The sequence below is a fragment of the Pseudomonas ulcerans genome (assembly GCF_036324125.1).
Lineage (GTDB): Bacteria > Pseudomonadota > Gammaproteobacteria > Pseudomonadales > Pseudomonadaceae > Aquipseudomonas > Aquipseudomonas ulcerans.
Window position 1 is genome coordinate 26,467 of record NZ_JAZDQN010000050.1, and the last position, 16,541, is coordinate 43,007.

General features: G+C 68.4%; 1 protein-coding gene and 1 pseudogene. Both read left to right on the plus strand.

What is annotated here, in order from left to right:
- Entirely contained in the window at positions 1 to 12,216 is a 12,216-nt protein-coding gene (locus tag V0R59_RS27890) for a non-ribosomal peptide synthetase (RefSeq protein ID WP_330077268.1), read from the plus strand.
- A gap of 262 nt (positions 12,217 to 12,478) precedes the next feature.
- Positions 12,479 to 16,459, plus strand: a pseudogene (locus V0R59_RS27895) (amino acid adenylation domain-containing protein); the annotation flags it as partial.
- Between the last annotated feature and the right edge of the window lie 82 nt (positions 16,460 to 16,541).

Sequence of the window (16,541 nt, forward strand, 5' to 3'; positions counted from 1 at the left end):
ATGGACAAGACTACCGCAGAGCGCATTGCCAAACGTTTCGTCGGCCTGCCCCTGGAGCAGCGCCGGCAGATCCTCGACAAGATGCGCGAGACCGGGCAGGGCTTCCGCCTGCTGCCGATCGCTGTTACCCGCCACGACACGCCGCGCATCCCGCTGTCCTACGCCCAGCAGCGCATGCTGTTCCTGTGGCAGATGGCGCCGGATGACAGCGCCTACAACGTGCCCATGGCGGTGCGCCTGAACGGCACGCTGGACCAGGACGGCCTGGGCCGCGCCCTGCACGCGCTGGTGCAGCGCCATGAAGCCCTGCGCACCCGCTTTGTCTCGGAGGAAGGGGCTTTCCACCAGGAAATCCTCGACCAGGTGCCGGTGGCCCTGGAGGTGACCGAGGTCGCCAACGAAGCGCTGTTGCAGGCGCAGGTGCAGGCCGAATTGCAGGCGCCGTTCGACCTGCTCGGCGGCAACCTGCTGCGGGCCCGGCTGTTCCGCCTCGGCGCCAGCGAGCATGTGCTGACCCTGTGCATGCACCACGTGGTCTCCGACGGCTGGTCCGGGCAGTTGCTGGTGCGCGAGTTCGTCCAGCTCTACCAGGGCGAGATCAGCGGCCAGCCGGCGCAGTTGCCGGCACTGGCGATCCAGTACGCCGACTACGCGATCTGGCAGCGCGCCTGGCTGGAAGCCGGGGAGGGCGAGCGCCAGCTGGACTACTGGAAGCAGCAACTGGGCGACGAGCAGCCCGTGCTGAGCCTGCCGCTGGATCATGAACGCCCATTGCAACCAAGCCATCGCGGCGCCGTGCTGCGGGCCGACCTGCCGGCGGCGCTGTCCGCCCAGCTCAAGCAACTGGCCCGCGGCAATGGCCAGACCCTGTTCATGCTGGTTCTGGCGGCCATGGCAGTGGTGCTGTCGCGCTACAGCGGCCAGGCCGATGTCCGCATCGGCGCGCCCAATGCCGGGCGTACCCGCAGCGAGCTGGAAGGGCTGATCGGCTTCTTCATCAACACCCAGGTGCTGCGCATCCAGGTGGACGAGCGGCAGACCTTCGCCGCGCTGCTGGAGCAGGTCAAGCAGGTGGTCAGCGGTGCCCAGTCGCACCAGGAACTGCCCTTCGAGCACCTGGTGGACGCCCTGCTGCCGGAGCGCAACCTCGGCCACAACCCGCTGTTCCAGTTCAAGATCAACCAGCAGGTGGCCGGCGCCGACGACGGCGAGGGCGGCAGCGTCGAGGGGCTGAGCGTCGAGAAGTACGCCTCCGGCTCCACCGATGCGCGCTTCGACCTGGCCTATGACTTTGTCGACGGCCCGGACGGCGTGCGTGGCTACTTCACCTACGCCACCGACCTGTTCGAGGCGGCGACCATCGAGCGCATCGCCGGGTCGCTGCGTCGCGTACTGGAAAACCTGGTGGCGCATACCGGCGAAGCCGTGCTGGGCTTCCCCGAGCAGGCCGCGCAACTGGCCGCAGCGCAGGCCCCGGCGCTGGCCGGTGGCAACTTCATCGCCCTGTGGCAGCACGGCCTGCAGGCCGGTCGCGGCAAGCTGGCCCTGCGTGCCGGTGAACAGACCCTCGACTACGACCAGCTGGAGGCCCAGTCCAACCAGCTCGCCGGTTACCTGCAAGCGCAGGGCGTCGCTGCCGGGCAGACCGTGGCGCTGTGCCAAGAGCGTGGCATCGAGTGGGTCGTCAGCCTGCTGGCAGTGCTCAAGCTCGGCGCAGTCTACCTGCCGCTGGACACCCGCCAGCCCAAGGAGCGTCTGCGCCAGCTGGTGCGCGACAGCGGCGCGGTGCTGCTGATCCAGGGCGGCGACCTCGACCTGGGCTGCCCGTCCCTCGGCTGGAATCCGCAACTGTGGGCCGCCTGCGACACCCAGGCGCCCGCCGTGCAGATCCACGCCGAACAACCGGCCTATCTGATCTACACCTCCGGCTCCACCGGCCAGCCCAAGGGCGTGGTCATCAGCCATGGCGCCCTGGCCAACTACGTGCAGGCCGTGCTTGAACGCCAGGACCTGGACGCCGACGCCAGCCTGGCCATGGTCTCGACCATCGCCGCCGACCTCGGCCACACCATGCTCTTCGGCGCCCTGGCCGCGGGCCGGCCGTTGCACCTGCTGTCCCACGAACACGCCTTCGACCCGGACCGCTTCGCCGCCTACATGGCCGAGCAGCGCATCGACGTGCTGAAGATCGTGCCGAGTCATCTGCAAGGCCTGTTGCAGGCGGCCAACGCGGCGGACGTGCTGCCGCGGCAACTGTTGGTGCTCGGTGGCGAGGCCAGCAGCTGGAGCCTGGTGGAGCAGGTGCGCAGCCTGAAGCCGGGCTGCCGGATCCTCAACCACTACGGCCCGACCGAAACCACCGTCGGCATCCTCACCCACGAAGTCGGCGCGCGCCTCGATGGCTGCCGCAGCGTGCCGGTGGGCCAACCGCTGGCCAACGCGACGGCGCAGGTGCTGGATGCCTGGCTCAACCCGGTGGCGGAACGCGTCGCCGGCGAGCTGTACCTCGGCGGCCAGGGCCTGGCCCAGGGCTACCTGGGCCAGCCGGCGCTGACCGCCGAACGCTTCGTTCCGGCGGAAAATGGCCAGCGCCGCTACCGCGCCGGTGACCGCGCGCGGCAGGTGGACGGGGTACTGGAATACCTCGGCCGTGCCGACGACCAGGTGAAGATCCGCGGCTACCGGGTCGAGCCGGGCGAAGTGGGGCACCTGCTGCAAGGCCTTGCCGGCGTCGCCGAGGCGGTGGTTCTCGCGCTGCCGCAAGACAGCGACGAAACGCGCCTGCAACTGGTGGGCTACTGCGTCGCCGCCAGCGGCGTCAGCCTCGACGGCGAAGCCCTGCGCCAGCAACTGGCGGCCAGCCTGCCGGAGTACCTGGTACCGGCGCAGATCCTCCTGCTGGAGCGCCTGCCGCTGACCGCCAACGGCAAGCTCGACAAGCGCGCCCTGCCCAAGCCGGGCGCGGTCAAGCAGCGCTATGTGGCGCCGTCCGGCGAGATCGAGGAAAAGCTCGCCGCGATCTGGCGCGACGTGCTCAAGCTGGAGCAGGTCGGCAGCACCGACAACTTCTTCGAGCTGGGCGGCGACTCCATCCTCAGCCTGCAGATCATCGCCCGGGCCAAGCGCCAGGGGATCAAGCTGAGCCCCAAGCAGCTGTTCGAGAAACAGACCATCGGCCAGCTGGCCAGCGTCGCCAAGTTGATCGAGAAGAAAGCCGCTGCCCCGGCCCCGGTGCAGATCAGCGGGCGCCTGCCGCTGCTGCCGATCCAGGCGCGCTTCTTCGACACCGCCATCCCCGAACGCCAGCACTGGAACCAGGCGGTGATGCTCAAGCCCACCCGGGTCCTCGACCCGGTGCACCTGCAGGCCGCACTGCATGCGTTGATCGAACAGCACGATGCCCTGCGCCTCAGCTTCCAGCAGCAGGCCGCCGACTGGCAGGCCAGCTTCGCCCCGGCCAACAGCGCCGGCGTGCTCTGGGTCCGCGAGCTGGACGATGTCGGCGCGCTGCGTGAACTGGCCAACGAAGCCCAGCGCAGCCTCGACCTCAAGGACGGCCCGCTGCTGCGCGCCGTGCTGGTCAACCTGGCCGGCGGCGAGCAGCGCCTGCTGCTGGTGGTCCATCACCTGGTGGTGGACGGCGTGTCCTGGCGCGTGCTGCTGGAAGACCTGCAGAGCGCCTGCCAGCAGCAGCCGCTGCCGGCCAAGACCAGCTCGCTGAAGGACTGGGCCGGCCGGTTGCACGACTACGCCGTCAGCCCGGTGCTGGAACAGGAGCTGGGCTACTGGCAGGCGCAACTGCAGGACGTCAGCGACGCGCTGCCCTGCGATCATCCCGAAGGCAGCCAGCAGCGCCGCCATGCCGTGTCGGTCAGCACCCACCTGGATGCCGAGCTGACCCGCAAGCTGCTGCAGGACGCCCCGGCGGCCTACCGCACGCAGATCAACGACCTGCTGCTCAGTGCCCTGGCCCGGGTGATCTGCCGCTGGACCGGGCAGGCCCATGCCCTGGTGCGTCTGGAAGGCCATGGCCGCGAAGACCTGTTCGACGATATCGACCTGAGCCGCACCGTCGGCTGGTTCAGCAACCTGTTCCCGGTGCGCCTGACCCCGGCGGCGGACCTCGGCGCCTCGATCAAGGCGATCAAGGAACAGCTGCGGGCGATCCCCAACAAGGGCATCGGCTACGGCGTGCTGCGCCACCTCGGCAACGACGCGGCCCGCGCCACCCTCGACGGCCTGGCCCAGGGCAATATCGTCTTCAACTACCTGGGCCAGTTCGACGGTAGCTTCACCGCCGAGGACGCCCTGTTCGCACCGTCCGGTGAAAGCGCTGGCGACGGTCAGGACTTCGCCGCGCCGCTGGCCGCGCTGCTCAGCCTCAATGGCCAGGTGTACGGCGGCGAGCTGGACCTGGGCTGGAGCTTCAGCAGCGCGGTGTTCGAGCGTGAAACCGTGCAACGCCTGGCGGACGACTACGCGGCGGAGCTGCGCCTGCTGGTGGAGCATTGCACTCGCGACGACGTGGCCGGAATCACCCCGTCGGACTTCCCCCTGGTGGCGCTGACCCAGGCCGAGCTGGACGGGCTGCCGGTGGCTGCCGGCCAGGTGCAGGACCTCTATCCGCTGTCGCCGATGCAGCGCGGCATGCTGTTCCACAGCCTCTACGAGGCGGAGGCGGGGCACTACATCAACCAGTTGCGCATCGATGTCGACGGCCTCGACGTGGCCCGCTTCCGCGCCGCCTGGCAAGGCCTGGTGGATCAGCACGAGGTGCTGCGCAGTGTCTTCGTCACCGCGCTGGAGCAGCCGTTGCAGATCGTCCTGCGCGAGGTCGAGGTGCCATTCGTCGAGTGCGATGCCCGCATGGCGCACGATCAGCGCGCCTGGCTCGATGCCCGGGCCGCCGAGGAGCGTAGCCGCGGCTTCGTCCTTGACCAGGGCCCGCTGCTGCGCCTGGCGGTGGCCCGCACCGGCGCGCACAGCCATCAATTGATCTACACCTGCCACCACATCCTGATGGATGGCTGGAGCACCTCGCGCATGCTCGGTGAAGTCCTGCAGCGCTACAGCGGCCAGGTCGTGCCCCGGCAGGCCGGACGTTACCGCGACTACATCGCCTGGCTGCAGGATCAGGATGGCTCCGCCGCGCAGCGCTTCTGGAGCGAGCAACTGCGTGCGCTGGAAGCGCCGACCCGCCTTTCCACGGCACTGGTCACGCCCCGTGCCGGCGAAGGCTACGGCGATCATGGGCACAGCCTGGATGCCGAACTGACCCTGCGCCTGGGCGAGTTCGCCCGGGAGCACCGTGTCACCCTCAACACCCTGGTCCAGGCCGCCTGGTTGTTGCTGCTGCAACGCTATACCGGGCAGTCCGTGGTGGTGTTCGGCGCCACCGTGGCCGGTCGTCCGACTGAACTGGCGGGCATTGAGGAGCAACTGGGCCTGTTCATCAATACCTTGCCGGTACTGGGTTGCCCGCGTCCCGAGCAGCGCGTCGGGCAGTGGCTGGCGCAGGTGCAGGCCGGCAACGTCGCCCTGCGCGAGTACGAGCACACGCCGCTGAACGATATCCAGCGCTGGGCCGGCCATGGCGGCGAGGCGCTGTTCGACTCGATCCTGGTGTTCGAGAACTACCCGGTGTCCGAGGCGCTGGAACAGGCCGCACCGCAAGGGCTGGTGTTCGGTGCTCTGAACAACCAGGAGCAGGCGCACTATCCGCTGGCGCTGGTGGTCAATGTCGGCACGCGTCTGTCGATGCGCCTGGGGCATGACCGGACGTGCTGCGACGCAGCACAGGCGGCGGCCATCACCGTTCACCTGGAGCAACTGTTGCGGGCGCTGATCGAGGATGCGCAGGCGCCCCTTGGCAGCCTGTCGTTGCTGACCGAGGGCGAGCGCGAGCAGCTATTGCAGGGCTTCAATCCCAGCCCGGTGATCTTCCCCGAAGCCTTCGTGCCGGCGCTGGTCGAAGCCCGGGCGCAGGCCACGCCGGAGGCCGTCGCGGTGATCCTCGGCGAGCTGCAACTGAGCTACGCCGACCTGGACCGCCAGGCCAACCGCCTGGCCCGTCATCTGCTGGACCTGGGCGTGGGCCCGGACGTGCTGGTGGGCATCTCGCTGGAGCGCAGCCTGGAAATGGTCGTTGGCCTGCTGGCGATCCTCAAGGCCGGCGGCGCCTATGTGCCGCTGGACCCGGCGTACCCCCGTGAGCGTCTCGACTACATGGTGGGTGACAGCGGTATCCGTCTGTTGCTGACCCATTCGTCGCTGCAAGTGGGCGAGGGGGTGCGCCGGCTCGACCTCGACACGGCGATCGACTGGAAGGACCACGTCGACGTGGCACCGGTGCAGGTCGCGGTAGACCCGGACCACCTCGCCTACGTGATCTACACCTCCGGTTCCACCGGGCGACCGAAGGGCGTGGAAATCCGCCACGGCGCCCTGGCCAACCACATGCTGTGGATGCAGGACGAACTGCAGCTGACAGCACGGGATCGGGTGCTGCAGAAGACCGCGTTCAGCTTCGACGCCTCGGTCTGGGAGTTCTGGCTGCCGCTGATCAATGGTGCGCAACTGGTACTGGCCAGTCCGGCACTGAGCGACGACCTGTCGTTGCTGTGGAGCGAGGTGGAGCGGCATGCCGTCAGCGTCCTGCAACTGGCGCCGTCGGTGCTGCAGGCCTTGCTGCCGGAGGTCCGCAGCGGCCAGCTGGCGTCGCTGCGCACCCTGGCGTGCGGCGGCGAGGCGTTGAGTGCGGTGCTGGTGGAACAGTTGCGCGAGCAGTGGGAGGGTCGGTTGTACAACCTGTACGGTCCGACCGAAGCCACCATCGACACCAGCAGCCTGCTGATCGAGGGAGCGGTGGACAGCACCATCGCTGCCATCGGCCGGCCGATCGCCAACGTGCGCACCTACGTGCTCGACGCGAACCTGCAACCTTGTCCGCTAGGCAGTGCCGGCGAACTGTACGTCGGCGGTGATGCCCTGGCCCGTGGCTATCACGGTCGCGCTGACCTGAGCGCCGAGCGCTTCGTGCCGGATCCATTCACGCCGGGTGCGCGTCTGTACCGTACCGGCGACCTGGTGCGCTACCGCGCCGATGGGGTGATCGACTACCTCGGGCGGATCGACCATCAGGTGAAGATCCGTGGCCTGCGCATCGAGCTGGGCGAGATCGAGGCGGTGATCCGCCGGCACGCCGAAGGGCGCGATGTGGTGGTGCTGGCTAACGCCACGCAACTGCTGGCGTACCTGGTCGGAGCGCCTGACGAGCAATGGGTCGAAACCCTGAAGGCGCGCCTGGGCGAGGACCTGCCGGCGTTCATGGTGCCGGCGCACTGGCTGTTCCTCGAGCAGCTGCCGCTGACGCCGAACGGCAAGCTGGATCGCAAGGCCCTGCCGCAGCCGGGATCCGGACAGGCCCAGGTGGCCTGGATGGCGCCGCGCAGCGAACTGGAAATGCAGTTGGCGGCGATCTGGGCAGAGGTGCTGAAGGTCGAGCGGGTTGGCCTGCACGATAACTTCTTCGAACTGGGTGGCGACTCGATCATTTCCATCCAGGTGGTCAGCCGTGCCCGCCATGCCGGGATCTTCTTCACGCCCAAGGACCTGTTCCAGCGCCAGACCGTGCAGAGCCTGGCCGCCGTCGCGCGGCTGGCCGACGCCACGGCCATCGAGCAGGGCGCGGTGCAGGGCGAGGCGCCGCTGACGCCGGTACAGCAAGGGTTCTTCGACAGCCCCATCCCGACCCGTCACCACTGGAACCAGGCGGTGCTGCTGCAGCCGGCCCGGGCCCTGGTCGCGGCGCCCCTGCAACAGGCCCTGCGCGCGCTGCTGGCCCACCACGATGCCCTGCGCCTGGCCTTCGTCGAAACCGACGGCGGCTGGCAGGCCCGGCATGTGGCGAGCAGCGACGAGGCCTTGCTCTGGTTGCGCCCGCTGGCCTACGCCGACGACCTGGAGCCGCTGGTGCAAGAAGCCCAGCGCAGCCTCGACCTGCAACGCGGCCATCTGCTGCGCGCGGTCCTGGCCGAGCTGCCGGACGGCACCCAGCGCCTGCTGCTGGTGATCCACCACCTGGTGGTGGACGGCGTGTCCTGGCGCATCCTCCTGGAAGACCTGCAACAGGCCTATGCCGCCCTGCTGGACGGCCAGCCCGTGACCCTGCCGCGCAAGACCAGTGCCTTCAAGCACTGGGGCGAGCACCTGCGCGACTATGCCCAGGGCGCGGCCCTGGAGCAGGAACTGGCCTACTGGCAGGCACAGCTGGCCGACGCCAGCGACGAGCTGCCGCTGAGCCATCGCGGCGGCGAGCTGACCAGCCGGCATGTCAGCAGCGTGTCCACCCGTCTTGATCGCGAGGCTACCCGCCAGCTGCTGCAGGACGCCCCGGCGGCCTATCGCACGCAGATCAACGACCTGCTGCTCACCGCCCTGGCGCGGGTGCTGTGCCAGTGGACCGGGCAGCCGTCGTCGCTGATCAAGCTGGAAGGCCATGGCCGCGAGGACCTGTTCGACGACCTCGACATCACCCGCACTGTTGGTTGGTTCACCAGCATCTACCCGGTGAAACTGAGTCCGCAGGCGGACCTGGCCGGGTCGATCAAGACGGTCAAGGAACAGCTGCGGGCGATCCCCAACAAGGGCATCGGCTACGGCGTGCTGCGCCATCTCGGCAGCGCCGAGGCACGCAGCAGCCTGGCGGCGCTGGCCAAGGGCAGCATCGTGTTCAACTACCTGGGCCAGTTCGACGGCAGCTTCGCCGCCGAGGACGCGCTGTTCGTCCCGGCCAGCGAAAGCCGCGGTGACATGCACAGCATCGATGCGCCGCTGGACAGCCTGATCAGCGTCAGTGGCCAGGTCTACGGTGGCGAGCTGGAACTGAACTGGCGCTTCAGCACCGCGGCCTTCGAGCCGGCGCTGCTGCAGGACCTGGCCGAACGCTACGGCGAGGAACTGCGCCAGCTGATCGAGCATTGCCTGGCCGATGGCGTTGCCGGCGCCACGCCATCGGACTTCCCCCTGGCCCGCCTGGAACAGGCGCAGATCGACCGGCTGCCGGTGGCAGTGGCAGAGATCGCCGACATCTATCCGCTGTCGCCGATGCAGCAGGGCATGCTGTTCCACACCTTGTACGAGAAGGCCGCGGGCAACTACGTCAACCAGATGCGCGTCGATGTCGAAGGCCTCGACGTGGCGCGCTTCCAGGCTGCCTGGCAGGCGCTGGTGGACCAGCACGACGTGCTTCGCGCGGCTTTCGTCAGCGACCTGGAGCGTCCGCTGCAAGTGATCCGCAAGCAGGTCGTGGCGACGTTCGCCGAGCAGGACTGGCGTGGTCGCGATCACTCGCCGGAGGTGCTGAAGGCCTGGGCCGACGGCGATCGCCAGCGTGGCTTCGACCTGGAGCAGGAAGCCCTGCTGCGCCTGACCCTGCTGCGCACCGGCGATGAGCGCCATCACCTGGTGTACACCAGCCATCACATCCTCATGGACGGCTGGAGCAATTCGCGGCTGCTCGGCGAAGTGCTGCAGCGCTACCACGGCCAGGCCCCGGCCTTGTCCGCCGCGCGCTACCGCGACTACATCGAGTGGCTGCAACGCCAGGACGCGGCGGCCAGCCAGCGCTTCTGGAGCGAGCAGCTGGCGGTGCTGGACGCGCCGACCCGCCTGGCCCAGGTGCTCAAGCCGGACGGCGCGGCCTCGGGCTACGTCGACCTGCACTACGCGCTGGACCGCGAGGACACCCGCAAGCTCGGCGATTTTGCCCGGGAGCAGCGGGTCACCCTCAACACCCTGGTCCAGGCGGCCTGGCTGTTGCTGCTGCAACGCTACAGCGGGCAGGCCAGCGTGACCTTCGGTGCCACCGTGGCCGGGCGTCCGGCGGAACTGGCGGGGATCGAGGAACAACTGGGCCTGTTCATCAACACCCTGCCGGTGGTGGGCAGCCCGCGGGCCGAGCAGTCGGTGGCGGACTTCGTGCGCCAGGTGCAGGACTTCAACCTGGCCCTGCGCGAGCACGAGCACACGCCGTTGTACGACATCCAGCGCTGGGCCGGGCAGGGCGGCGAGGCGCTGTTCGACAATATCCTGGTGTTCGAGAACTACCCGGTGTCCGAGGCGCTGCAAGCCGCAGCGCCAGCGGAGCTGCGCTTCGGCAGCGTGATCACCCAGGAGCAGACCCACTACCCGCTGACCCTGGTGGTGCAGGCCAACGACACCCTGGCGGTACGCTTCAACTTCGATCGCCAGCGCTTCAGCGAGACCGGCATGGCCCGCCTCGCCGGGCATTTCGACCAATTGCTGCGAGGCCTGGTGGCCGATGCCGCAGCCCCCCTGGGCGAGCTGCCGATGCTCGATGCCGAGGAACGCCAGCAGGTCACCGAACGCTGGAACGACACGGCAGTGGCGTTCGATGCGGGCAGCGTGCACGAGCTGATCGAGGCGCAGGTGTGGGCGACGCCGGACGCCATCGCCGTGCGGCTGGGCGAGCGCACCCTCGACTATGCCGCGCTGGATCGCCAGGCCAATCGCCTGGCCCATCGTCTGGTGGCGCTGGGCGTCGGTCCTGACGTGCTGGTGGGCGTCTCGCTGGAGCGCAGCCTGGAACTGGTGGTCGGCCTGCTGGCGATCCTCAAGGCCGGCGGCGCCTATGTGCCGCTGGACCCGGCCTATCCGAGCGAACGGCTGGACTACATGTTGCGCGACAGCGGCGTGGAACTGCTGTTGACCCGCAGCGGCTTGCACGACAACGGGGTCGAGCGCCTGGACCTCGACCTGGCGATCGACTGGGCGGACCACGGCGACGTCGCCCCGCTGCAGGTGCCGGTGCACGCCGATAACCTCGCCTACGTGATCTACACCTCCGGTTCCACTGGCCGGCCGAAGGGCGTGGAGATCCGTCACGGTGCGCTGAGCAACCACATGCTGTGGATGCAGGGCGAGCTGAAGCTGACGCCGCAGGACCGCGTGCTGCAGAAGACCGCGTTCAGCTTCGACGCCTCGGTCTGGGAGTTCTGGCTGCCGCTGCTCAATGGCGCGCAACTGGTGCTCGCCACCCCGGCGCTGAGCGATGACCTGGCGTTGCTGTGGAGCGAAGTGGAAGGCCAGCGCATCAGCGTCCTGCAACTGGCACCGTCGGTGCTCCAGGCCCTGCTGCCGGGCGTGCGCCCGGGGCAGCTGGATTCCTTGCGCACCCTGGCCTTCGGCGGCGAGGCGCTGGGCGCCACGCTGGTGGAGCAACTGCGCCAGCGGTGGGGCGGGCAGGTGTACAACCTGTACGGCCCGACCGAAGCCACCATCGACACCAGCAGCCTGCTGATCGAAGGGCCTGTGGACACGGCAGTCGCCGCCATCGGCCGGCCGATCGCCAACGTGCGCACCTATGTGCTCGACGGCAACCTGCAGGCCTGTGCGCCGGGTAGTGCCGGCGAGCTGTATGTCGGCGGCGATTCCCTGGCCCGCGGCTACCACGGGCGTGCTGATCTCACGGCCGAGCGCTTCGTGCCGGATCCGTTCACCCCGGGCGCGCGCCTGTACCGCACCGGCGACCTGGTGCGCCAGCGTGCCGACGGAGTGATCGACTACCTCGGGCGGATCGACCATCAGGTCAAGCTGCGTGGCCTGCGCATCGAGCTGGGCGAGATCGAGGCCTTGATCCTCGCCTACCCGGCGGTGCGCGAAGCGGTGGTGCTGGCGCGGGACAACCAGTTGGTGGCCTATGTGGTGGCCGATGGCGCGCCGCAGGACGAGCTGAAGGCGCTGCTGGCCCGCGACCTGCCGGGCTTCATGGTGCCGGCACAGTGGCTGTTCCTCGCGCAGTTGCCACTGACGCCGAGCGGCAAGCTGGACCGCAAGGCCCTGCCGCAGGCGGACACGCTGCAATCGGCCTATGTGGCGCCGGTCAGCGAGCTGGAGCAGCAACTGGCGGCGATCTGGCAAGAGGTGCTGCAGGTGGAGCGGGTCGGCCTGGCCGACAACTTCTTCGAGCTGGGTGGTCATTCGTTGCTGGCGGTGCAGATGCTGGTGCGCATCCGCGATCAGCTGCGCTGCGAGATCGCCCTGCGCGAGCTGTTCGAGAAGAGCACGCTGGGTGATCTGTGCGCGGTGGTCGAGGCCAAGCGCGGCCAGGTCGATCATGCTCAGGACGAACTGACTAAATCCCTGGAGGCCCTCAAACGTCTTAGTGCAGAGGAAATCGATAACCTGCTCGCTTGATAGGGGACGCGGACCTTGTAGGAGCGGGTTCACCCGCGATTGCGATGGTGAATTCACTACCGTAATCGCGGGTAAACCCGCTCCTACAGGTCCGTGCGAAACCCGCCTGACTGGAGACCCACACGTGCAAGAGCTGCTTGACTCCGTTAAATCGCTGTCTGCCCGGGAACGCAAGGCGCTGGCCGCCCTGCTCAAGCGACAGGGGGTGAATCTGTACGGGGTGACCCCGATCTTCAAGCGCGAGATCGAGGCCAGCGCGGCGCTGTCCTACGCCCAGCAGCGCCAGTGGTTTCTCTGGCAACTGGAACCGCGCAGCAGCGCCTACAACATCCCGGTGGCCCTGCGCCTGAGCGGGAGCCTGGACGTGGCGGCGCTGGAAGCGGCGTTCGGCGCGCTGGTGGCTCGCCACGAAACCCTGCGCACCACCTTCCGCCAGGACGGCGAACAGGCGTTGCAGGTGGTGCATCCGCCGCAGGCGTTCAGCCTGGCGGTGGAAGACCTGGAGGATCCCTCTGCCCTCGATGCGCGGGTGGCTGCCGAGCTGTGGGCGCCCTTCGACCTGGAGGCGGGCCCGTTGCTGCGGGTGCGCCTGTTGCGCCTGGGCGCGCAGGAGCATGTGCTGATCGTGGTGCAGCACCATATCGTCTCCGACGGCTGGTCGATGCCGATCATGATCGACGAGCTGGTGCGCCTCTACGACGGCCATTGCCGTGGCCAGGCCGTGCATCTGCCGGCCTTGCCGATCCAGTACGCCGACTACGCGATCTGGCAGCGCAACTGGATGGAGGCGGGCGAGCAGGAGCGCCAGCTGGGCTACTGGACCGCGCAACTGGGCGGCGAGCAGCCGATACTGGAACTGCCCACCGACCGCCCGCGGCCACTGGTGCAGAGCCATGCCGGTGCACGCCTGGATATCGAGTTGCCGGCAGAGCTGGCGCAGGCGCTCAAGGCCCTTGCGCGGCAGCATGGCGTGACCCTGTTCATGCTCCTGCTGGCGGCGTTCCAGACCCTGCTGCACCGCTATACCGGCCAGGCCGATATCCGCGTCGGCGTGCCCACCGCCAACCGCAACCGCGCCGAGACCGAAGGGTTGATCGGCTTCTTCGTCAACACCCAGGTGCTCAAGGCCGACTTCTCCGGCGACCTCACCTTCGTCCAGTTGCTGCAACAGGTGAAGGACACCGCCGTACAAGCCCAGGCCCATCAGGACCTGCCGTTCGAGCAACTGGTGCAGGCCCTGCACCCGGAGCGCGACCTGGGCCGCAGCCCGCTGTTCCAGGTGATGTTCAACCACCAGACCCAGGCCCTCGGCCAGGCTCGGCAACTGCCGGGGCTGGCCGTGGAGAAGCTGCCGGCCGGCCAGCACAGCGCGGCGTTCGACCTGACCCTGGAAACCCTGGAGCGGGACAGCGGCATCGGTGCCGTGCTGACCTTCGCCACGGCACTGTTCGATAGCGCCACCGCCGAGCGCTTTGCCCGGCACTGGCGCAATCTGCTGCAAGGCGTCTGTGTCGATGCCCGGCAGCGTATCGCCGAGCTGCCGTTGCTGGACGGCGATGAGCGCCAGCAGATCCTGGTGGACTGGAACCAGAGCCAGGCCGAGTACCCGCGCCAGCAGTGCCTGCCGGCGCTGTTCGAGGCGCAGGTACGGGAAACGCCGGAGGCGGTTGCCCTGGTCTCTGCCGAAGCGTCGATGGCGTACGCCGAACTGAATGCACGTGCCAACCAGCTGGCGCACAAGCTGCGTGAACTGGGTGTCGGCCCGGATGTGCTGGTGGGCGTGGCATTGGAACGGGGTGCGGAAATGCTCGTCGGGTTGCTGGCGATCCTGAAGGCCGGCGGCGCCTACGTGCCGCTGGACCCGGATTTCCCCCGTGACCGGCTGGCCTACATGATGCAGGACAGTGGTTTGACGCTGCTGCTCAGCCAGTCTTCTTTGCTGGAGCAACTGACCATCCCGGCGGGCGTTGAAACCCTGTGCCTGGACCAGCCAGGCGACTGGCTGGAAGGCTACGAGCAGGACAACCTGCCGCCTTCGGCCGCGCCGGAAAACCTCGCCTACGTGATCTACACCTCCGGCTCCACCGGCCTGCCGAAGGGCGTGACCCTGCAGCATCAGTCCCTGGTCAACTTCCTGTTCAGCATGGCCGGGCAGCCGGGGCTGAGCGCCAACGACCGGGTGCTGTCGCTGACCTCGCTGTCCTTCGATATCGCCGGCCTGGAGCTGTACCTGCCGCTGATTCGCGGGGCCTCGGTGGTGCTGCTCAAGCCGCACCAGAACAAGGACCCGCAGGCACTGCTACAGGTGATCGCCGAGCAGGGTGTGAGCGTGATCCAGGCCACGCCGTCCAGCTGGCGGATGATTCTCGACGCTGCTCCGGCTGATGCCCTGAAGGGCAAGACCATTCTCTGTGGCGGCGAAGCATTGAGCGCGGAACTGGCCCAGCGCCTGATCGACCAGGCCGGGCATGTGTGGAACGTCTACGGCCCGACCGAGACCACCATCTGGTCGGCGCGCCACTACCTGACCCGCAGCGATGACGTCTGGCTGGGCAAGCCACTGGCCAACACCACCTTGCATATCGTCAGCGACGACCTCGACGTGCTGCCGGTAGGCGCACGGGGCGAACTGCTGATCGGCGGAGAAGGTCTTGCTCGCGGCTACCATCAGCGTCCGTCGCTGACCGCAGAGCGCTTCGTGCCGGACCCGTTCTCGACCACGGGCGGCCGCCTGTACCGCACCGGCGACGTGGCCCGTTACCACGCTGACGGGGTGATCGAGTACGTCGGTCGTCTCGACCACCAGGTGAAGATCCGCGGCTTCCGCATCGAGTTGGGCGAGATCGAGGCGCGGCTGCTGGAGCATCCGGCAGTGCGCGAGGCGGTGGTGATCGATATCGAGGTGTCCGGCATCAAGCAACTGGCGGCCTGGCTGGTGCCGGTTGAGGGGGCAGGGGATCCGGACGGTTTGCGTGTGGAGTTGCGTGCGCACCTCAAGGCCGGGTTGCCGGAGTACATGGTGCCGGGTCACCTGGTGTGGCTGGAAAAGATGCCGCAGACGCCCAACGGCAAGCTCGACCGCAAGGCCCTGCCCAAGCCCGATGGCAGCCAGGCGCAGGTCGGCTACGAGGCGCCGCGCAACGAGCGCGAGCGGCAACTGGCGCAGATCTGGGCCGAGGTGCTCAAGGTCGAGCGGGTCGGGCTCAAGGACAACTTCTTCGCCCTCGGTGGGCATTCGCTGCTGGTGATCACCCTGGTCAGCCGGCTGCGCGAGGCGTTCTCCACCCAGCTCAGCCTGCATGACTTCCTGCTGCTGGACACCTTCGAGGACCTCGCCGACTTCCTCGGCGCTGGCGAAACCCGGGTAAAGAACCCGGTGGTCAGCATGAACATCAGCGCCAGTACCAGGGCGCCGTTGTTCTGCCTGCCGCCCGGCGGTGGCGGCACCTACGCCTACTACCCGCTGGCCGGGCACCTGGGCGTGCAGCGCAGCGTGCTCGGGGTGGTGAACAAGAGCTACGTGGTACCGGGCTGGCAGGAAACCTCCTGGGACGACATGGTCGCGTACTACGTCGAGCAGATCCGCAAGGTACGCCCGGTCGGGCCGTACAACCTGCTGGGCTGGTCGCTGGGTGGGGCGCTGGCCATCGAGGTGGCCCATGCGTTGGAGGCGACGGGTGAGACCGTGGGCTTCCTCGGGTTGGTGGATACCTACCTGCCCCAGGGCGAGCGGCTGCTGGCGGTGGACGACGAAGAGCCCGAGGCCGGACCGTGGGATGGCCTGGTGAAGAGCCTGCTGGCCTTCGCCCCGGGGATCGGCGAGACGGTGGTGCTGGGCTTGATCGAGGAAGCGACGGCGCGGTTTGCCGATCCGAAGGAGGCGGCGGACTGGGTGATGGTCCAGGTGGCCGAGCGCAGTGGTACCGATATTGACGCGCTGCGCGCGATTCACCGGGATATCGGGGTGCAGGCGGAAATTGCCAGCGGCTATCGGTTGCTCAGTGCCAACATGGCGTTGGGCCAGGCGTTCCGGCTCAAGCCGCTGAAGGTGCAGCCGCATTGCTGGTGGGCGGGGGCGAGTCGCAGCGCGGAGCAGGTCGAGCTGGCTGAAGAGGTGCTGAAGGCGGGGTGTGGGCTGGAGCAGGTGTGGTCGCTGATGCTGGAAGGGCAGAAGCACGACGATGTGATCCTGGCGCCGGCGTTGCTCAACAGCCTGGCATTCGAGCTGGAGCGTGCCGACTAAGGTGAGAGCGCCATGGACCCTGTGGGAGCGGGTTCACCCGCGATTGCGTCGGTGAATTCACTATCGCAATCGCGGGTGAACC

Bases quoted from the DNA above. Each gene is read 5' to 3' on its own strand.
- V0R59_RS27890 (WP_330077268.1), top strand. From the start codon at position 1: ATGGACAAGACTACCGCAGAGCGCATTGCCAAACGTTTCGTCGGCCTG.